Source organism: Intestinimonas butyriciproducens (genome assembly GCF_016901775.1).
GTDB lineage: Bacteria > Bacillota > Clostridia > Oscillospirales > Butyricicoccaceae > Pseudobutyricicoccus.
On sequence record NZ_JACJKW010000013.1, the window covers coordinates 1 to 18,359 of the forward strand.

The 18,359-nt window shown below is 55.2% G+C and carries 18 protein-coding genes; 10 read left to right on the plus strand and 8 right to left on the minus strand.

The features are described from left to right. Window positions 1-1,099 precede the first annotated feature (1,099 nt). The 6 genes from H6A25_RS07970 to H6A25_RS07995 all read left to right on the plus strand — a co-directional run bounded on the left by H6A25_RS07970 (window position 1,100) and on the right by H6A25_RS07995 (window position 7,857). Window positions 1,100-2,785 (plus strand): formate--tetrahydrofolate ligase, encoded by a 1,686-nt coding sequence (locus tag H6A25_RS07970; RefSeq protein ID WP_204751439.1) that lies wholly within the window; start codon window positions 1,100-1,102, stop codon window positions 2,783-2,785. Window positions 2,786-2,870: 85 nt separating this feature from the next. Next, entirely contained in the window at window positions 2,871-3,497 is a 627-nt protein-coding gene (locus tag H6A25_RS07975) for a cyclodeaminase/cyclohydrolase family protein (protein WP_204751440.1), read from the plus strand. 15 nt (window positions 3,498-3,512) lie between these two features. Then, the gene (locus H6A25_RS07980) at window positions 3,513-4,370 is read left to right on the plus strand and encodes a bifunctional 5,10-methylenetetrahydrofolate dehydrogenase/5,10-methenyltetrahydrofolate cyclohydrolase (protein ID WP_204751441.1); all 858 of its coding nucleotides are present in this window, start codon (window positions 3,513-3,515) and stop codon (window positions 4,368-4,370) included. 66 nt (window positions 4,371-4,436) lie between these two features. After that, window positions 4,437-5,210: a formate/nitrite transporter family protein gene (locus H6A25_RS07985; protein WP_204751442.1), complete on the plus strand. Its 774-nt coding sequence runs from the start codon at window positions 4,437-4,439 to the stop codon at window positions 5,208-5,210. A gap of 314 nt (window positions 5,211-5,524) precedes the next feature. Beyond that, entirely contained in the window at window positions 5,525-5,905 is a 381-nt protein-coding gene (locus tag H6A25_RS07990; RefSeq protein WP_204751444.1) for a BlaI/MecI/CopY family transcriptional regulator, read from the plus strand. Continuing rightward, entirely contained in the window at window positions 5,905-7,857 is a 1,953-nt protein-coding gene (locus tag H6A25_RS07995) for a M56 family metallopeptidase (RefSeq protein ID WP_243423291.1), read from the plus strand. The genes H6A25_RS07990 and H6A25_RS07995 overlap by 1 nt, the downstream gene beginning before the upstream one ends. Before the next feature lie 49 nt (window positions 7,858-7,906). Here the strand turns inward: H6A25_RS07995 and H6A25_RS08000 are convergent, their stop codons facing one another. Next, on the minus strand, window positions 7,907-9,283 hold the full coding sequence (locus H6A25_RS08000) for an MATE family efflux transporter (RefSeq protein WP_204751447.1): 1,377 nt from the start codon (window positions 9,281-9,283) through the stop codon (window positions 7,907-7,909). Between the two features lie 213 nt (window positions 9,284-9,496). Between H6A25_RS08000 and H6A25_RS08005 the strand changes: the two genes are divergently transcribed. Then, window positions 9,497-10,879: an MATE family efflux transporter gene (locus H6A25_RS08005; protein WP_204751449.1), complete on the plus strand. Its 1,383-nt coding sequence runs from the start codon at window positions 9,497-9,499 to the stop codon at window positions 10,877-10,879. Between the two features lie 57 nt (window positions 10,880-10,936). On the opposite strand, the gene H6A25_RS08010 is transcribed toward H6A25_RS08005, so the two are convergent. The 5 genes from H6A25_RS08010 to H6A25_RS08030 all read right to left on the minus strand — a co-directional run bounded on the left by H6A25_RS08010 (window position 10,937) and on the right by H6A25_RS08030 (window position 13,864). Further along, on the minus strand, window positions 10,937-11,548 hold the full coding sequence (locus tag H6A25_RS08010; protein WP_204751451.1) for a hypothetical protein: 612 nt from the start codon (window positions 11,546-11,548) through the stop codon (window positions 10,937-10,939). A 13-nt stretch (window positions 11,549-11,561) separates the two neighbouring features. Beyond that, window positions 11,562-12,035: a 2-C-methyl-D-erythritol 2,4-cyclodiphosphate synthase gene (gene ispF, locus H6A25_RS08015; protein ID WP_204751581.1), complete on the minus strand. Its 474-nt coding sequence runs from the start codon at window positions 12,033-12,035 to the stop codon at window positions 11,562-11,564. A 2-nt stretch (window positions 12,036-12,037) separates the two neighbouring features. Continuing rightward, complete coding sequence (ispD, locus tag H6A25_RS08020) at window positions 12,038-12,784, minus strand: 2-C-methyl-D-erythritol 4-phosphate cytidylyltransferase (protein WP_204751453.1); 747 nt, start codon at window positions 12,782-12,784, stop codon at window positions 12,038-12,040. 50 nt (window positions 12,785-12,834) lie between these two features. Beyond that, the gene (locus H6A25_RS08025) at window positions 12,835-13,311 is read right to left on the minus strand and encodes a CarD family transcriptional regulator (RefSeq protein ID WP_204751455.1); all 477 of its coding nucleotides are present in this window, start codon (window positions 13,309-13,311) and stop codon (window positions 12,835-12,837) included. 208 nt (window positions 13,312-13,519) lie between these two features. Continuing rightward, window positions 13,520-13,864: an SLOG family protein gene (locus tag H6A25_RS08030; protein ID WP_204751456.1), complete on the minus strand. Its 345-nt coding sequence runs from the start codon at window positions 13,862-13,864 to the stop codon at window positions 13,520-13,522. A gap of 135 nt (window positions 13,865-13,999) precedes the next feature. On the opposite strand from H6A25_RS08030, the gene spoIVB reads away from it, so the two are divergent. The 3 genes from spoIVB to spo0A all read left to right on the plus strand — a co-directional run bounded on the left by spoIVB (window position 14,000) and on the right by spo0A (window position 16,475). Beyond that, window positions 14,000-15,133: a SpoIVB peptidase gene (gene spoIVB, locus H6A25_RS08035; RefSeq protein WP_204751458.1), complete on the plus strand. Its 1,134-nt coding sequence runs from the start codon at window positions 14,000-14,002 to the stop codon at window positions 15,131-15,133. A 122-nt stretch (window positions 15,134-15,255) separates the two neighbouring features. Further along, window positions 15,256-15,498, plus strand: a complete 243-nt coding sequence (locus H6A25_RS08040) for an oxidoreductase membrane subunit (RefSeq protein ID WP_204751459.1) — start codon at window positions 15,256-15,258, stop codon at window positions 15,496-15,498. A 200-nt stretch (window positions 15,499-15,698) separates the two neighbouring features. Continuing rightward, the gene (gene spo0A / locus H6A25_RS08045) at window positions 15,699-16,475 is read left to right on the plus strand and encodes a sporulation transcription factor Spo0A (RefSeq protein ID WP_204751461.1); all 777 of its coding nucleotides are present in this window, start codon (window positions 15,699-15,701) and stop codon (window positions 16,473-16,475) included. Between the two features lie 62 nt (window positions 16,476-16,537). Here spo0A and H6A25_RS08050 read toward each other — a convergent pair whose 3' ends face one another. Both H6A25_RS08050 and fba read right to left on the minus strand, forming a co-directional pair. Next, window positions 16,538-17,194 carry an HAD family hydrolase gene (locus H6A25_RS08050; RefSeq protein WP_430651167.1) on the minus strand — a complete coding sequence of 219 codons (657 nt, stop codon included), beginning with the start codon at window positions 17,192-17,194 and terminating at the stop codon, window positions 16,538-16,540. Window positions 17,195-17,256: 62 nt separating this feature from the next. Further along, the gene (gene fba / locus H6A25_RS08055) at window positions 17,257-18,192 is read right to left on the minus strand and encodes a class II fructose-1,6-bisphosphate aldolase (protein ID WP_204751465.1); all 936 of its coding nucleotides are present in this window, start codon (window positions 18,190-18,192) and stop codon (window positions 17,257-17,259) included. Window positions 18,193-18,359: the final 167 nt, after the last annotated feature.

Here is an 18,359-nt window from a genome sequence, read left to right on the forward strand (position 1 = left end):
CGCCTTTGGCGCACACTGGCCCCTTGAGAGGTGCAAAAAGCCACGCACAGGTCGCAGCTTTTTGCAGATTGATTAAGATTAAAATCAGAAACCCGAAGGCAACAAAAAATCCCGCGCTGACAATCAGCCGGACTGCTTCCTTTTTTGCTCTGTCTCGCTCGCCGGGCTGTTTCACCCTGATTCCTTCCGGCGGAGCCGGAGTACCCAGGCCCGCAGCCCAGCAAGCCAGGGAGAGGATGCCTGCGGCGGCTCGCCGCCCGGCCCGGCATCAAAAAAGCCCGTGCTGTTTGCCAGCCGGACTGCTTCCTTTTTGCTCTGTCTCGCTCGCCGGGCTGTTTCACCCCGGAAAAACTTCCTTTTTCCGGGGACCCCGCAGGATTGATTAGACGGAATACCGGCCCGGCAACAAAAAAGCCCGTGCTGATAGTCAGCCGGACTGCTTCCTTTTTGCTCTGTCTCGCTCGCCGGGCCGGTATTCCGTCCACCCGGCGAACAGACAGTGGTATTTCATTTATATAGCGCAATCAGGCTGCGCTGCCCATGTGTTTTTCATCATGGACGATTTATGTTTGTAAGAGGAATTATCTTTGTGGATGATCTTTGTTTTCTGGCATTTCTTTTTACACCGCCTCGCCTCCTTTCCTTTCCGTACTCTCTATGTAAAAGCCATTGGCTGGCTTTCCTGTCGATGAACTTAGTATACCTGGCATTTGTGTCCAAAGTTTGTACGGCTTTTAAATATTTTCCTTCGGCTTTTCCGTTATTTTTTCGTCAATTTGCCGATTTGCCGAACTTTTTTCGTCGTTTTTGTTTATTTTGCCTTTTGCAGAAAGCAATGGGCTGTTCTTCAGCCAATTCTCTTTTTCCCTTCGTGAAATCACATAATAGTCTGAAGCTTTTTTTATGCAAGTCGCTCAAATTTCACCCTTCCTACCATTCCTCCAAAATAAAAAATTAAATTTGTGAGCGTTTTAACGGAGTTTTTTGTTCCGTCAATTCCCAAAATAGTATATAATACAAAGTGGAAATAGGCAATTTGCACAGGACATCAATCCTGTGCGGCAACTGACACAAATCCGATTTTAAGGAGGAAACTGCAATGGCTTTCAAAAGCGACATCGAAATCGCACAAGCAACCACGATGGCTCCTATCGGGCAGATCGCCGCATCCATCGGCCTGACCGAAGACGAGCTGGAGTACTACGGAAAATACAAAGCGAAGGTGGATTACAACCTTCTGAAAACCAAATATAAAGATACTCCCAATGGCAAGCTGATTTTGGTCACCGCCATCAATCCCACCCCGGCTGGCGAAGGCAAAACCACTACCACGGTTGGTCTGGGTGATGCACTCCATCGCCTGGGCAAAAAGGTGGTCATCGCCCTGCGTGAGCCCTCTTTGGGGCCTGTGTTCGGCGTGAAGGGCGGCGCTGCCGGCGGCGGCTATGCCCAGGTGGTGCCTATGGAGGACATCAACCTCCACTTCACCGGCGACTTCCACGCCATCGGTGCAGCCAACAACCTGCTGGCCGCAATGATCGACAACCACATCTACCAGGGCAATGCCCTGCAGATCGACCCCCGCCGGATCACCTGGCGCCGCTGCGTGGATATGAACGACCGGCAGCTTCGCTTCATCACCGATGGCCTGGGCGGCAAAGCCAACGGCATGCCCCGGGAGGACGGCTACGACATCACCGTGGCCTCGGAAGTGATGGCCGCTCTGTGCCTGTCCTCCGATATTCTGGACCTGAAGTCCCGGCTGGGCCGGATCATCATCGGCTACACCTACTCCGGACAGGCGGTCACCGCCCATGACCTGAAGGCCGAAGGGGCCATGACCGCCCTGCTGAAAGACGCCCTCAAGCCCAACCTGGTGCAGACTCTGGAAAAGACCCCCGCCTTTATCCACGGCGGCCCCTTTGCCAACATCGCTCACGGCTGCAACAGCATCACCGCTACCCGTATGGCTTTGAAACTGGGTGATTATGCCGTCACGGAAGCCGGCTTCGGCGCCGACCTGGGTGCGGAAAAGTTCCTGGACATCAAGTGCCGCATGGCAGGCTTTGTTCCTTCCTGCGTGGTCATCGTGGCCACTGTCCGGGCCCTGAAGAGCCACGGCGGCGTGGACAAGGCCGATCTGAACGAAGAAAATCTGGAAGCTCTGGAAAAGGGTCTGCCCAACCTGCTCAAGCACATCGAAAATGTGACCAAGGTATGGAATCTGCCCGCTGTGGTGGCCATCAACGCCTTCCCCACCGATACCCAGAAAGAGCTGGAACTGGTGGAACAGAAGTGCCGGGAGATGGGCGTCCATGTGGCCCTGTCCCAGGTGTGGGCCAAGGGCGGCGAAGGCGGCGAAGAGCTGGCCCGTGAGGTGCTCAAGCTCATCGACACCGCCGATCTGTCCCACTTCCAGTTCACCTATCCCGATGAAATGGGCATCGCTGAGAAGATCGAGACCATCGCCAAAACCATTTACGGCGCCGACGGTGTGGACATTCTCCCCGCCGCCAAAAAGCAGATCAAACAAATCGAGGAAATGGGATTTGCCCATGTGCCGGTGTGTATGGCCAAAACCCAGTATTCCCTCTCTGACGACCAGAAGAAAAAGGGCCGTCCCCAGGGATTCAAGATCACCGTACGCAATGTGAAGATCTCCGCCGGAGCCGGCTTTGCTGTGGCCCTTACCGGCGATATCATGACTCTGCCCGGCCTGCCCAAGGTCCCGGCTGCCGAACACATCGATGTGGACGAAGCCGGCAAGATCTCCGGCCTGTTCTAATGTTTTTCTGCCGGTCTGCCCGCAGCCATGGCTGCGGGCAGATTTCAGCTTACTTTTATCACAACAAAACAAAGGAGAAAAAACCATGCTTCATCTGACCTGTGAGGAATTTCTCACCCAGCTTTCCACAAAACAGCCAGTGCCTGGCGGCGGCGGCGCTTCCGCCTTGTGCGGTGCTTTGGGCGTGGCCCTGGGCAGCATGGTCTGCAACCTTACCCGGGGTAAAAAGAAATACGCCGCCGTGGAAGAAGACATCCTGCGCATTCTGAAGGAAGGGGAAGAACTGCGTCTCCATCTGCAAAGCCTGGTACAGGCCGATGCCGATGCCTTTGAGCCTCTTTCCCAGGCCTATGGCCTGCCCAAAACCACTCCGGAAGAGGCGGCAAAACGGCAGGAAGTGATGGAAAAATGCCTGAAAGACGCCTGTCAGGTGCCTTTGCACATTATGGAAGCCTGTACCAAGGCCATTGCTCTTCTGGAAGAGCTGGCGGAAAAAGGTTCCCGCATTGCCCTGTCCGATGTGGGCGTGGGGGCCGCCTTCTGCCGGGCCGCTCTGGATGGTGCCAGTCTGAATGTATATATCAATACCAAACTGATGCAGGACCGGGAAACTGCTGCCCAGTGGGAAGAAGCAGCCGACGCCATGCTGAAAGAGTGGCTGCCCCGGGCCGATCAAGTGGTGGAAGCCGTCAAAGGCTCCATCCGCAAATAAGGAGGAGGATGCAACATGGCTGAACTGCTGAAAGGCAAAGAAGTTGTAGCCGCCATGAAAGAGCGGCTGCTCCAGCAGGTAAACAAGCTGGAAGAAGCGGAAGTGCATCCCCAGATGGCCATTGTCCGCTGCGGCGCACGGCCGGATGACCTGTCCTATGAAGCCGGAGCCATCAAGCGCTTTTCCGGTCTGGGCATCGGTCTGCGGGTGGTGGAGCTGCCCCAGGACATCGACCAGCCCTCCTTTATTCAGGAGCTGGAGAAACTCAACAAAGACGACAGCATCCATGGGGTGCTGGTATTCCGTCCCCTGCCTGCCCAGCTGGACGAGGGAGTCATTAAATATGTCCTCTCCCCGGAAAAGGATATGGACGCCATGAACCCGGACAATCTGGCCAAGGTGTTTGCCGCCGATCCCTCCGGGTATCCTCCCTGCACCCCAGAAGCGGTGATGGAGCTTCTCAGCCACTTCGGCGTGGAGCTTTCCGGCAAACGGGTAACCATTGTGGGCCGCAGCATGGTGGTGGGCAAGCCCCTCAGTATGATGATGCTGGCCAAAAACGCCACCGTCACCATCTGCCACACCCGCACCCAGGATCTCCCCGCCCGCACCCGGGAAGCCGATATTCTGGTGGCTTGCGCCGGCAAAGCCAAAATGATCACCCGGGACCATGTTTCCCCCGGTCAGGTGGTCATTGATGTGGGGATCAATGTGGATGAAAAGGGCAAACTGTGCGGCGATGTGGATCAGGCCGCCGTAGAAAATGTGGTAGCCCGCCTCACCCCGGTTCCCGGTGGTGTGGGCACGGTGACCACCAGCTGCCTGGCCCAGCATGTGGTCCGGGCCGCCATGAAACAAGCCGGTTTGAACTGAAAAACCCCAAGGGGCACGCCGGCCAAAGGCGTGCCCCTTTCTTTTTTGAAAAGGAGGATGGACATCATGTATCAGGACGCACTCACGGCAGTGGCCCAGGGGGCGGAGAAAAAAGCCCGTCTTTTCTCCCGCCATCCCTTGGGCGCTCTCGTTTCCACTATGCTGGCCGGAGCCTATATCGGCTTTGGCGTGATTCTGGTCTTTACCGTAGGCGGCACCCTTTCCGCCGCCGGTTCCCCCTATACCAAGCTGATCATGGGACTGCTGTTTGGCGGGGCGCTGAGCTTTGTGCTCATGGCCGGGGCCGATCTGTTCACCGGAAACACCATGACTATGACGGTAGGGGCTCTGGAAAAGAAGGTTTCCTGGAAGCAGTGTGCCTATGTTCTTTTGTTCAGTTACATCGGAAATCTCCTGGGAGCCCTTCTCCTTTCCCTGCTGATGCGCTGGGGCAATCTGTTCGGCAACGACGCCATAGAGTTTATTCTCCAAAGCGCCGAAACCAAAATGAACAGCTCCTTCCCCACCCTTTTCATCGCAGGCATTCTGTGCAACATCCTGGTTTGTCTGCCGGTGTGGTGCTCCTTCAAACTGCAAAGCGAAAGCGCCAAGCTGCTGATGGTCTTTTGGGGCATTGTCATGTTCATCACCCCTGGTTTTGAGCACTGTGTGGCCAACATGACTCTGCTGTCCTCCGCTTTGATGGCCGGTCAGGAGGCCGCCATTTCCCTGAGTGGCTTCTTTTGGAACATCTTGGTCTCCGGCCTGGGCAACCTGGTAGGCGGTGCTTTGGTGGTGGGCGGCGGCTACTATTTGATCTCCCACGGCAAAAAACAATAAGAGCTTTCCCATCCCGGCGGGTTTTCCGCCGGGATTGGTCGCTTCGAAAAAGTGGCAAAAGCCACTTTTTCGAGTTTTTGCAAGGGGCTGCGTGCAGCCGATGGCCCACACTTGCCCCTTGAGAAGTGCAAAAACCGGCGCACAGGTCGCCGTTTTTTGCGGATTGATGAAAGATAGGGCAAACCATTCCCTTCACCATATTGACTTTTCCATCGTCTTCCCCCCGGCAGGAAACCTGCCGGGATTTTTCTTGACAAAATATCTCTACAAATGTAGAATAAAACTATACTACTACATTTGTAGAGGTGAACGCTATGACTGCCATCCGCCGCCTGCCCGATGGGGAGCTGGAAGTGATGCAGGCCCTGTGGGACTGCGCTGTTCCCGCTTCCCGTGGAGAGATCGAAGAGCATTTTCAAAAGCGTTTTCAGCGCCGCCCGGCTATGACCACCCTTTTGACCCATCTCACCCGGCTGGGAGAAAAGGGGTTTGTCCGCATCGAGAAGGAAGGCCGCCAGAACCGCTACACCCCTCTGGTCTCCCGGGAAAGTTACCTGGCCCGCCAGGGCCAGTACTTTGTCCAGGATGTGTGCCAGGGGAACATGGGTATTCTGGCTGCCGCCCTTTCCGCCGGCGGCCTGACCCAAAAGGATCTGATGGAATTGCACCGTCTTTTGGAGGAAGGTGAACTGTGATGACCATGAAGCTGATCCTCAGTCTGATTTTTGCCTTTGCCGCTGCCTGGGGCTTTTCCGCCCGGCAGCAGGAAGAGCGGGATCTGTTCTGGAAACCGCTGAAAAAAGGACGGAAAACCGTACTGCTCTTTCCTTTACTTCTGCCCTGTTTTCTTCTGCTGCTCCTTTGTTTCCAGCTGTTTTTGCCCTCGGCCGATTTTTTATCCCCCATTGCCTTGATCCTTCTGGGGTATCTCAGCTTGTATTTTGCCCTGCTTCTGCTCCTTCTGCCCCTGCTGCGCCGCTTCTTTTCTGCCAAGGCCTGCGCCAGTCTGTGGCTTCTGCCCAACCTGCTCTATCTGCTTTTCAACCTGGACAGAATGTTCACCCCCCGCATCATCCTGCCTCTCCCCTTTGCCTTTCGGCCCTGGATGGTCGTTGTATGGCTGGGCGGCTTTGTACTGATGCTTCTATGGCAAACGGTGACCCACCTGCGCTTTCGCCGCCGGGTGCTGAAAGACGCCACATTGGTGACCGATGAAAAAGGTCTCCGCCTGTGGCAGGAAGCACACGAAAAACCTGCAAACCGCCAGAAAAAGTTTCTCTCCTTTTCCGGCCACCTTCTGCCCCGCAGCACTCCTATGGCAATGGAAGAAGAGACTCTTCGTCTTTGGCGGGAGTGCCAGACCCGCAGCGGCTGCCGCCGGGAGATCCTTCTGCTCCGTTCTCCCGTGCTTGCAACCCCCCTCACTCTGGGGCTGTTTGACCGCACCCTGCGGCTGGTTTTGCCCCAGCGGGAATACACCCCGGAAGAACTGGAGCTGATCTTCTGCCATGAAATAGGCCATATCCGCAATGAGGACATCAAAACCAAGGCCTTCCTGTTCTTCTCCCTGGCCCTGGGTTGGTTCAATCCCCTGATCTGGCTGGCCTGCTACAAAGTGGCCCAGGATCTGGAACTGAGCTGTGACGAAGGGGTGCTGTACCGCCGGGATGACAAAACCCGGCGTAAATACGCTGCTTTGCTGCTGCATACCGCCGGAAGCAGCCTGGGGCTGACCTCCTGCCTCTCCGCCAACGGCCGCACCCTGCGCTACCGGCTGCGCCGGGTGCTCCATCCCGGCAAAAAACTCTCCGGCGCCCTTCTCCTGGGACTGAGCACCTTCTTTCTGATGATGAGCTATGGCTCCATTGCCCTGGCTCAGCCGGCCCGCACCGCCGATGAGCTGATCTTTCAGAACATCCCCTCCGACCATGTGATCCGTGATATTTTCCAGACAAACTACAATTCTCCACAATTCATCTACGCTTGGGAGGAAGAGGGATTGACCGACTATCTCAAAGGGCTGTCTCTTGCCCCTTTGCTCACCACCTCCCTGCCGGAAGAAGATTGGGAAATCACTATTACTTTCTCCAATGACCAAAGCGCCACCCGGCTCACTCTTTCCCAGGATTTTCTCACAGCTTATCTGCCCTATGACAACAAAGGAGCCATCTATTACAAACTCACCGAACCTTTGGACAAAGAGGCCCTTTTTTCCTTCCTGGACCCTTCGGCCCCCGATCCCGACCCCGATCCCACACCTCCCACTCTGGATCTGTTCTTTGACCATCCGGAACTGGGGCAAAATCCCCTTTCCGCATCCCGCACCATTCTCAGTGAAAGCCGGGAGGGCGTTTTGCAGGAAGAACGGCCCTATTGGCAGTGGGAGGGGGACCCCAGCGGCATCGCAGGTTTCCCCGCAAAAGAAGTGGGGCTGGATTTCTCCCTTCCCCTTCTGCCCGGCGGCACCATTCTGGTGAAGGAGCTGGAAGGAGCGCGGACATACTCCCTCCCGCTGGATGGGCTTACGGGGAATACGCTGCCGCTGGCCCCTTACAGCGCCCGCTATACCATCACCGCTTCCTTCTCCCATCCCGTTCAAAACACCGTATACGAGGCGCAGTTCTGCTTTGATGTGCGGCTGCCTTAACGAAAAATCCCCTCTGGCAAAACCAGAGGGGATTTTTTATAATTTTGAATCAATTTTCTTTTTGTGGGTGCTGCTGTTGCAGTTTGCGGAACAGGCGTGAAAGCACCACCACGGCTGCCACGGCCAGAACCACCTCAGCGGTGAGCTGGGCATAGGCCAGGCCATACAGGGGGAACAGCTTGTTCAGAGTATACAGAGCGGGGATCTCCAGCACGATTTTCCGCATGATGGCGAAGAGGAAGGCCCATCCGCCCAAGCCGGTGGCCTGGAAAACGCCCACCGCCAGAAAGTCCACACAAAGGAAAGGCAGACCCAGGCAGAAACCCCGGAGGAAGCGGGTACCATAATCGATAATGGCCTGGTTGTCCATAAACATCTGCACCAGAGGACCGGCCGCCAGGAAATAGATGGCGGACATGGTAAGGATAAAGCTCAGGGACAGTTTGACAGCAAAGAGCAGCGTTCCCTTCATCCGTTTCACATTGCCCGAAGCGTAGTTGTAACTGATCAGGGGCATAATGCCCTGGGACAGACCCATGGAGATGTTCATGGGAACCATGTTGATCTTCTGGGTGATGCCCATGGCCGCCACGGCATTGGCTCCAAAAGCCGAAGTAAAGTTGTTGAGGATGGTCATGCCGGTGACATTGAGCAGGTTCTGGATGGAAGCGGGGATGCCCACAACGCACACGCCCCGGACGATTTGCTTTTCCATGCTGAATTTTTTGGGGGAGACGCACACATAGGTATGCCCTCTTTTTTTATAAAGCAACACAAAGAAATACAGGCAAGCCACACAGTTGGAAATGAAGGTGGCCAGACCGGCGCCCTCGGCTCCCATATCCAGCCCCCAGGGCAGAACAAAAATGGGGTCCAGCAGAATATTGAGCAAACAGCCGCTCATGGTTCCCACACTGGCATGAAGGGCAGAGCCTTCCGACCGCACCAGATAGGCCATCACCACATTCAGAATAGCAGGGGCCGCGCCAAAATTCACCGTCCACAGCAAATAGCCGGAGGTGGCCGCCGCCGTCTCCGTGCTGGCTCCCAGCAAAGTGAGCAGCGGCCCTTTGAACACGGTGCACAAAAGGGAAAAAAACAATCCTGCACCAATGGAGCAATAGAAAGCAAAGGCCGAGCTGCGGTACACCGTCTCATAGTCCTTCCGCCCCAGGGCCCGGCTCATCATGCTGGATCCGCCTACGCCGAAAAGGTTGTTGACGGCATTGAAGGCCAGGAGCACCGGCGCCGCCAGGGTGACGGCGGCATTTTCAATGGGCTCATTAAGCATGCCCACAAAATAAGTATCGGCCAGATTATAAAGCACCATCACCAGCGCACTGAGTATGGTGGGAATGGCCAGCTGAGCCACCGCCCTGGGAATGGGCGTCTGCTCAAACAATCGGGTCTTTTCGCTGTCCTGCATGGGAAAAATCATCCTTCTTTCCGAGGGGATAGGCCGGCCTTGCCGGCAAAAAAGCAAGACGGAATCCATTCCGTCCTTATCTTTTTATTTTGAATGGTTTCGCTCCATCTGTCAAGCCCCTAAATTCCTTTGCATCTGTTTCCTTTCTTTGGTATACTATTGTTAGTTTCCTGACCATGACAGAGAAAAAGACACAAAGAAAGCGGTGGTTTTATGACTCCCTCTCCCTCGGCAGCCGACGCTCAATTCATCCGAATGACCGAAACCCCCATCCCCAGGCTCATCGGCAAGCTGGCCGTGCCCACCATTGTCAGCATGATGATCACTTCCATTTATAATCTGGCGGATACCTTTTTCGTCAGCAAACTGGGCACCAGTGCCACCGGCGCAGTGGGCGTGGTGTTTTCCCTGATGGCCATCATCCAGGCCGTGGGCTTTATGCTGGGCATGGGGTCCGGCGGCTATATCTCCCGGCTTCTGGGCCAAAAGCAAAACGACAAGGCCAATGAAGTGGCCTCTTCCGCCTTCTTTACCGCCGCCATGCTGGGTATCGCCATCACCTTGTTGGGCACCCTTTTTCTGGATACATTGATGCGGGCTTTGGGTGCCACCGAAACCATTTTGCCCTATGCGGAGGAGTATGCCCAGGTGATTTTGCTGGGAGCACCTTTTATGTGCACCTCCTTTGTGATGAACAACGATCTGCGGGCCGAAGGCCAGGCCGTGCTGGCCATGCTGGGCATCGGCTTCGGCGGCCTTCTCAACATGGTGCTGGACCCGGTGTTTATCTTCACCTTTGATATGGGCATCCAGGGCGCCGCCATCGCCACCGTGCTCAGCCAGGTCGTCAGCTTTGCCATTCTGATTTCCCACTATATCCGGGGGCGCAGTGCCGTACGCATCCGGCTCCGGTGGGTATCCCGCCAGAGGGCCGTCTATTGGGAGATTCTGCGCACCGGCGCGCCTTCTTTCTTCCGCCAGGGCCTGGCCAGTGTGGCTTCGGTAATGCTCAACCGGGCCGCCGGACTTTATGGCGACGCAGCCATCGCCGCCATGTCAGTGGTGGGCCGGGTATTCATGTTCATCCTCTCTGCTCTTCTGGGCTTTGGCCAGGGCTTTCAGCCGGTGGCCGGCTACAACTACGGCGCCCGCCGTTATGACCGGCTGCGCCAGGCCTATTTCTTCTGCCTGAAGGTGGGCGTGGTGGGGCTCTTCATCATGGCAGCCATCGGCTTTCTTTTTGCCCCGGATATCATGGCCATTTTCCGTCGGGACGATCCTTTGGTCATCGCCATTGGCTCCCGGGCTTTCCGGCTTCAATGCGCTCTGCTTCCCTTCCAGGCTTTGGTGGTCATCTCCAATATGCTCTTCCAATCCATCGGCCAGGCCAAAGAAGCCACCCTGCTGGCCGTTTCACGACAGGGCCTGTTTTTTCTCCCGTTGATCCTGCTGCTGCCCGCCCTCTTCGACAGCATTCTGGGCGTGCAGCTGGCCCAGCCCATCGCTGACCTGCTCACCGCCCTTCTGACCCTTCCCCTGGTCATCCGCTTCTGGCGAAAGCTCTCTCTTCTCGAGAGCCAGGGAAAAGGCAACTGACTTCTTCATCCAAAAAGGCGTTTGCCGGGGAAACCGGCAAACGCCTTTTCTTCATTCTTACATGCCATAAGGCACTCGGAAAAACCGGGATTTCACCGGCGGAGGGATCCCCTCTTCCAGGCTCACCGGAGCAAAGCCAAACAAAGCGGCCATATCCATCAGCCGTTCTTCTTCCCGGCCTGTCCCCGGCTCACTCCACACCCGATGAAAGGGAAAAATACGGGCCGTAGGCAGCAGACGGGAAACCTCTTGGGGAAAAGCCCCGGCCTGAGACGGAATACCGTACTCTGTGAGGATGCCCTTGCTTCCCCGGGCATACCATCGGGAAAAGCGCCGGTTGGGAAGATAGCAGCCCATGAGCAACAGCTCCCCATCCTCCACCGAAAAGGAAAGAGCAGGTGCATGGAATACCGTGCCATAAATCTGAGCCAGCTCTTCCGCCAAATCAGGGTCAAAGCCCTGGCGGCACACCGGATCCCAGCAAGTGAGCCAGCGGGTATCCGGCGGAAGTGCTGCGGCCACCACATTTTCCTCTTCCCAAAGCTCTTCCTCCGGGCAGACAAAGGTATCGTCCAGCCGCAGCCCCGCCTGATGCAGCAGACGGGGAATCTCATCCAAAGACTGTCTCTCCGGCAATAACACCATTACATTGCCAAAATAAGCGCCCATACCGATCCCCTTCTCACTGGCCCAGAAGCAAGGCCACGGCGTAGGCTTTCATCCCTTCCATCCGGCCGGTAAAGCCCAGGGTTTCTTCGGTTTTCCCTTTGATATTCACCTGCTCCACCCCGATTTCCAGGGCTTGAGCCAGTTTTTCCTTCATGGCCGGGAAATAGGGCAGCAATTTTGGTTTTTGGGCCACGATGATCAGATCCACATTTTCTATGCCGTAGCCCTCTTTTTTCAAAAGAGCCGCCGTGTGTTCCAAAAGCTGAATGCTGTAGATGCCTTTGTAAGCCGGATCGGTATCGGGAAAATGGCTTCCGATATCCCCCAATCCCGCGGCGCCCAGCAAAGCGTCGATGAGGGCATGGGTGGCCACATCGGCATCGCTGTGACCCAAAAGTCCCTTTTCATAGGGCACTTCCACCCCGCACAAAATCAGCTTGCGGCCTTCTTCCAGCCGGTGCACATCATATCCGTTTCCCACTCGCAACTTCAAAGGTCCTTCCCCCCTCGTTCTGTTCCCAGACGCTCCAAAAGAACCTGGGCGATGTCCAGATCTTCCGGCGTGGTGATCTTGATATTGTCATAGGAGCCCATGACAATGGCCGGGCGAATGCCCAGTTTCTCCACGGCGGCGCAGTCGTCGGTCACCTTTTCCCCTTCCTGGGCCGCTTTGCACAACGCCCCTTTCAAAAGATCGATGTCGGTGACCTGGGGTGTCTGCACCGCATACAAAAAAGCCCTGTCCGGCGTTTGCTGCACAAGGCCGTTTTCCACCACTTTGATGGTGTCCTTCACCGGCACGGCCGCTGTGGCGCACCGGGCTTCATAGGCTTTCTGACACACCTTTTCCGCAAGAGACGGCGTGAGCAGCGGCCGCGCCCCATCCTGCACCAATACAAACTCTGTCTGGGGACTGCATTCGCACAGCGCCTTATATACGCTGTCGGCCCGCTCCTGGCCGCCCCGCACCACCTTAAACACCTTGCTGATGCCAAATTCCCGGCAAATCTCCGTGATGGGGAGAAAATTCCCTTCCGACGCCGCCACCACGATTTCATCCACGCAGGAGCTTTTTTCCAAAGCCAGCAAAGTATAGGCGATCACCGGCACGCCATGGATCTCGGCCAAAAGTTTATCCACTCCTTCCATCCGGCGGGCGCTGCCGCCGGCGGCCACCACTGCGGCGGTATAAGGACGCTCTTTCTTTTTAAACAAAGAATGCAGCTGTTTCAGCAAATCCGATCCCCTCCCTCTCAGCCACTCCAGAGGACCGGCTGTCCTTTCTACTATACCAATGTTTTTTCCACGATATGCTCGATCTGCCCATAATCCTGCTCCAACACCAAAGCCAATTCCGAAACCAGGATCTTTTTGGCGCTGGAAAGCATTTTCCGTTCACCGGTGGACAGATTCTTCTGACCATCCCGCCGCCGCAGGCTGCGGATGACCACGGCCACCTGCTCCAGCTCGCCGCTGCGGATGCGCTGCATATTGTCTTTGTAGCGCTGATTCCAATTTCCCTCCTGACACACAGGCACCTCCTCCAGCCGGTCCAGAAGGCTCTGGGCCTCTTCCCGGGAGACGGCAGGACGCACCCCCACGGCCCCGCAGCTGTCACAAGGCAAAAGCAGCGTCATGGAGCCTACACACAGGCGCAAAAGGTAAAAAAGGCGCTCTTTCCCCCCTTCTTCCCGGGGTAGGATCTGCTCGATCACTCCCGCGCCATGCATGGGATGCGCCACCTTTTCGCCCACTGTATACATCACGCCGCCTCCTTCTTTAAGCCGCCATACAGTGTCACCTATGTATCATTTTCTTTTTGTCATCAGTTTCAACAAAAATTCTCAGATTTTTGCTTCCATTTTATTCTATTATACCACATTTTTCTCTTCAAAACAAGTAAAACCCCAGTTTCTCCGGGAGATTTCCCGAAAAATCGGGGAAAAATTTTGATAGAACAAAATTTTATTTTTAAAGTTCCGGCTCCAGCAGCTGGAAGGGCTTGTCCAGTTCCATGCACAGCGAGATCACATTCCGTGTGCCCGGGGATTTGCCATCCCACAAACACAGCACCAGATCGGCTTTCTGCACGATCTCCCGATTGCGGACAATGGGCGCCACTTTTCCAAAAATAGTATAATTGGGCAGAATCTCCTCCAAGGGGATGTCCCGTTCCTGGGCCAGCCGCCTGGCCAGGCTGTCGGCGCCCTGGGCCCCGCCGCTGAGGATGACGGTCACGCCATTGGGAACATTCTTTTTCAGCAGATCATAAAATTCCTCTCCCATGGTCCGGGATCCCACAATGGCCAGTTTCACAGCCTTTCCCCTCTCTTTCTCCAGGAAAACCCTTTTTTCCCTTAGCAGATTATCAACAGAATACCATTATTCTTGCAAAGTATCAACGGCTCCCAAGGGAATAGTAATAGGCGTGGCAGAAAGGAGTGGAATCTCATGGACAAAAATCACAAACACAATCCCATCTGGGGCAAAATCGGCAAAGGCGCCGGGGCGCTGTCCCTGGTTCTTGCTGCCGCTTTGACCCTGTTTCCTTTGGGCGGCGAAGATGCTTTTGCCGCCGTCTCCGCCCAGATCGACAGTATCAATGTATCCAAAACCGACTCCGGCGAGATCGTTCGTCCGGAAAGCACCCGCCTCATTCCCCTTGGCCACACCACCGGCATCAAACTCTTCTCTGAAGGGGCCATGGTGGTGGGCTTTGCCCCGGTAGACGCTTCTTCCCAAAGCTCTCCGGCTGAAAAGGCCGGACTGCGGCTGGGTGACCTGATCATCAAAGTCAATGAAACCCCGGTAGACAGCAATGAATCCATGGCCCAGGCCGTAGAAAACAGCCAGGGAGAGGAACTGACCATCCATTTCAAACGAGGGGAAGAGGAAAAGACCCTTCAGGTGAAACCGGTGAAGGATGAAGCCAGCGGCGCCTATCGCATCGGCGCTTTTGTACGGGACAGCCTGGCCGGCATCGGCACCATCACCTTTGTAGACCCGGAAAACGGCGCTTTCGGCGCTCTGGGCCATGGCGTAGCCGACCAGGACACCGGTGAATTGATGCCCATTGGCGGCGGCAGTCTGATGCCCTCTCAGGTGGCCGGGGTGGAAAAAGGTGAAGTCGGGTCCCCTGGCGAACTGGTGGGCGAATATGATCTGAATCATGACCAGGGTGTCCTTTACCAGAACACCCACAGCGGTATCTACGGAAAAATTACCGATTCCTCCCTTTATGAGGGACGGCAGGCCCTGGAGACCTCTCCCCGTTCCCAGGTCAAGGAAGGAAAAGCTCAGATCATCGCCAATGTAGAGGGAGATCATGTCTCCTATTACGATGTGGAGATCTTGAAGGTATACCCGGACGACGAGGATGAAAGCAACCGGAACATGATGATACAGGTGACAGACAAAGAGCTTCTCCGCAAAACCGGCGGCATCGTCCAGGGCATGAGCGGAAGCCCCATTGTGCAAAACGGCAAGCTGATCGGAGCGGTCACCCATGTGCTGGTGAACGACCCCACCCGGGGCTACGGCATTTTCATTGAAAATATGCTGGATACCGCTTACAGTCTGCAATAACACAGCCACACCCAAAGGGCAGCCATAATGGCTGCCCTTTCCTATTTTTCCCGGAACCTGCTGACAGGCAAAAAGCCATATGGTATAATAAATTCAATCCATATGGCAAAGGGGGATTTCCCATGACCGCATTTAAAAAACAGATCCTGCTTGGTGTCATTCTGGTGATTTTGGCAAACATTCTGGCTTTTGCCTTTCACCGGGGCCTGTTTTCCAACATTGCCTGGATCGTTTACGGCCTGCTGTGGATCGTGCATCCGGTCTGCCCAGGGCAGATGGACGCCAAAAAAGGACGCTTGGCCGTCCGGCTGGCCGGTGCAGTGTGCATCCTCATCGGACTTGTGACCCGCTTTGTCGTTTCATAAAAACCCCAAAGCCGAGAGAATGCTCGAAACCCCACGAAAGTTGTAAAATAGCCGCATTTTGTAAACAAATCAGGGTTTTGTTGTAAAAATAAATTGCAACATTTCCGGTCGTTCCATCTTGAAAGGCCCCATCTGTTGTGGTATTTTATAGTTACAGCGCTGGTAACATACCAATTTGTCAAATAACGGAGTTGTGAGTTATGAATACCAAAATACGCCTATTATTGGCCGATGACAGCGGGGAGTTTCGTGCTCTTTTGCAAAAAAATCTGGAGGAACACCCTGAGATTCAGGTGGTAGGGGCCGCCGGCGATGGAGAAGAACTGGTACAGCTTTCTTCCCAGCTCTCCCCCGATATCATCCTCACCGATACTGTGCTGTCCAAACTGGATGGCCTGGCCGCCATCCGCCGCATCACCAGCGCCTCTTCCGGAAAGAAGCCGGTGTTTTTCGTTCTTTCGTCCTTTTCCAGCAACCAGATGGCCGCCGAAGCCGCAGCCCTGGGCGTCAGCTATTTCATGATGAAGCCCTGCAACATCTCCGCTTTGGCCGAGCGCCTCTGCAGCTATAAAAATCTTCCCGTTCCTATGCAGAATCCCACCGTCCGTGCGTTGGATCCGGCTGTGGATATGGAAATCCGGGTCACCGAAGTGATCCACGATATCGGTGTGCCTGCACATATCAAAGGCTATCAATATCTTCGGGATGCCATTATGATGACCATCGAAAACATCGATGTGGTCAATGCGGTCACCAAGGTGCTTTACCCCTCGGTGGCCAAGAAATACAACACCACCAGCTCCCGGGTGGAACGGGCCATCCGGCATGCCATTGAAGTGGCCTGGGATCGGGGCGATATCGAAGTACTGCAAAGCTATTTTGGCTATACGGTTTCCCAAATCAAAGGTAAGCCCACCAACAGTGAATTTATCTCCATGATCGCCGACAAGCTCCGTTTGCAGCTGAAGTGCGGTTAATGGGCTGATTGTAAAAAAGACCATGCCCTGATGTTTGGCACGGTCTTTCTTTTTTTGTTTTGTTACAGCCGGGCCAGGCCGGAAAGATGGGCGGGCTTTTCTACAATCCACTGGGCCCCGGCCTGCTCCAGTTCTTCCCGGCTTCCATAACCATAGAGCACACCGGCGCAGGGAATGTGATTTTCCAGGGCTCCCTGCACATCGTGCTTCCGATCCCCCACCATCAGGGCCTTTTCCGCCGGCCCTTTCCCGCAGTGATGCAAAGCATGGGCAATGACTTCCCCTTTTTTGCTTCGTGTCCCATCCAGCTGGCTGCCGGAAAGGAAATCAAAATAGCCCATGAGATGAAAATGCTCCAGAATCTCTTTGGCATAAGGCTCCGGCTTGCTGGTGGCCAGCGCCAGGCGGGCTCCGGCTTTTTTCAGTTCCTCCAAAGCCTCCGGTACGCCGGGATAGAGTTCATTTTCAAAAATGCCCTGTCTGCCGAAATATTCCCGGTATTTTTCAATAGCCTGCCGGGCCTTTTCCTGGGAAAAGCCGTAAAACTCCATAAAGGAATCCAGCAGAGGGGGGCCGATGAAGGGATAGAGCACTTTCCGATCAGGCACATGGATGCCGAAGCTCTCCAAAGCATAAGCTACCGAGCGGGTGATCCCCTCCCCCGGATCGGTGAGAGTACCGTCCAGATCGAACAAAATAGTCTGATATTTCATAAGCATAGTTCCTTTTTCCATCTTTTAAAAAATCGGGCGGAAAACCGCCCGATTTTTGTTTGATGTTTTTATGCTTTGCCGGAAGAACCCAGCACATCCCGGATCTTGTGCCGGACCATATCCTGGATGGCCTGACGGCCGTCGGCCAGATACTGCCGGGGGTCAAAGTGATCGGGGTGCTCGCTGAGATGCTTGCGCACCGCCGCCGTCATGCACAGACGGAGGTCGGAGTCGATATTGATCTTGCACACCGCCAGGGATGCGGCCTGACGGAGCATCTCCTCGGGGATGCCGATGGCATCGGGCATGGAGCCGCCATACTGGTTGACCTGGGCCACAAACTCCTGGGGCACCGAGGAAGCGCCGTGAAGCACGATGGGGAAACCGGGCAGACGCTTCTGCACCTCTTCCAGAATGTCAAAGCGGAGACGGGGCTTCTGACCGGGTTTGAACTTATAGGCGCCATGGCTGGTGCCGATGGCAATGGCCAGGGAGTCCACGCCGGTGCGGGTGACGAACTCTTCCACCTCAGCGGGATTGGTGAACTGGGCGTCCTCATCGGACACATTCACATCGTCCTCGATACCGGCCAGCTTACCCAGCTCACCTTCCACAGTGACGCCGTGGGCATGGGCGTATTCCACCACCTGGCGGGTGATGGCGATGTTTTCCTCAAAGCTGTACTTGGAGCCGTCGATCATCACAGAGGAAAAACCGCCGTCCACACAGGCTTTGCAGATGTCGAAGTTTTCGCCGTGATCCAGGTGGAGGGCGATGGGCAGACCGGTCTCCATGATGGCGGCCTCCACCAGCTTGATCAGATAATTATGCTTGGCATATTTCCGGGCACCGGCCGACACCTGGAGAATCACCGGAGAATTTTCCTCCATGGCCGCCTGGGTGATACCCTGGACGATCTCCATGTTGTTCACATTGAAGGCGCCGATGGCATAGCCACCTTTGTAGGCCTTTTCAAACATTTCTTTTGTACTGACTAGCGGCATGATGTTTTCCTCCTGCTCCTATCGTTCCAAAGTAGGTCTTTTTGTTATTGTATCAGAAAAACAGATGCCATGCAAATTTCTTTTCCTGAAAAATTGCGGTATGGTTTTTCCTGTTCTTGTATTTTGATTCTTTTTATTGTAAAATTAAGTCATACCCCGGAAAACCC

Excerpts from the sequence above, each read along its gene's own strand:
- H6A25_RS07970 (WP_204751439.1), top strand. The coding sequence starts at position 1,100 with ATGGCTTTCAAAAGCGACATCGAAATCGCACAAGCAACCACGATGGCT.
- H6A25_RS07975 (WP_204751440.1), top strand. The coding sequence starts at position 2,871 with ATGCTTCATCTGACCTGTGAGGAATTTCTCACCCAGCTTTCCACAAAA.
- H6A25_RS07980 (WP_204751441.1), top strand. The coding sequence starts at position 3,513 with ATGGCTGAACTGCTGAAAGGCAAAGAAGTTGTAGCCGCCATGAAAGAG.
- H6A25_RS07985 (WP_204751442.1), top strand. The coding sequence starts at position 4,437 with ATGTATCAGGACGCACTCACGGCAGTGGCCCAGGGGGCGGAGAAAAAA.
- H6A25_RS07990 (WP_204751444.1), top strand. The coding sequence starts at position 5,525 with ATGACTGCCATCCGCCGCCTGCCCGATGGGGAGCTGGAAGTGATGCAG.
- H6A25_RS07995 (WP_243423291.1), top strand. The coding sequence starts at position 5,905 with ATGACCATGAAGCTGATCCTCAGTCTGATTTTTGCCTTTGCCGCTGCC.
- H6A25_RS08000 (WP_204751447.1), bottom strand. The coding sequence starts at position 9,283 with ATGCAGGACAGCGAAAAGACCCGATTGTTTGAGCAGACGCCCATTCCC.
- H6A25_RS08005 (WP_204751449.1), top strand. The coding sequence starts at position 9,497 with ATGACTCCCTCTCCCTCGGCAGCCGACGCTCAATTCATCCGAATGACC.
- H6A25_RS08010 (WP_204751451.1), bottom strand. The coding sequence starts at position 11,548 with ATGGGCGCTTATTTTGGCAATGTAATGGTGTTATTGCCGGAGAGACAG.
- H6A25_RS08025 (WP_204751455.1), bottom strand. The coding sequence starts at position 13,311 with ATGTATACAGTGGGCGAAAAGGTGGCGCATCCCATGCATGGCGCGGGA.
- spoIVB (WP_204751458.1), top strand. The coding sequence starts at position 14,000 with ATGGACAAAAATCACAAACACAATCCCATCTGGGGCAAAATCGGCAAA.
- H6A25_RS08040 (WP_204751459.1), top strand. The coding sequence starts at position 15,256 with ATGACCGCATTTAAAAAACAGATCCTGCTTGGTGTCATTCTGGTGATT.
- spo0A (WP_204751461.1), top strand. The coding sequence starts at position 15,699 with ATGAATACCAAAATACGCCTATTATTGGCCGATGACAGCGGGGAGTTT.
- H6A25_RS08050 (WP_430651167.1), bottom strand. The coding sequence starts at position 17,194 with ATGCTTATGAAATATCAGACTATTTTGTTCGATCTGGACGGTACTCTC.
- fba (WP_204751465.1), bottom strand. The coding sequence starts at position 18,192 with ATGCCGCTAGTCAGTACAAAAGAAATGTTTGAAAAGGCCTACAAAGGT.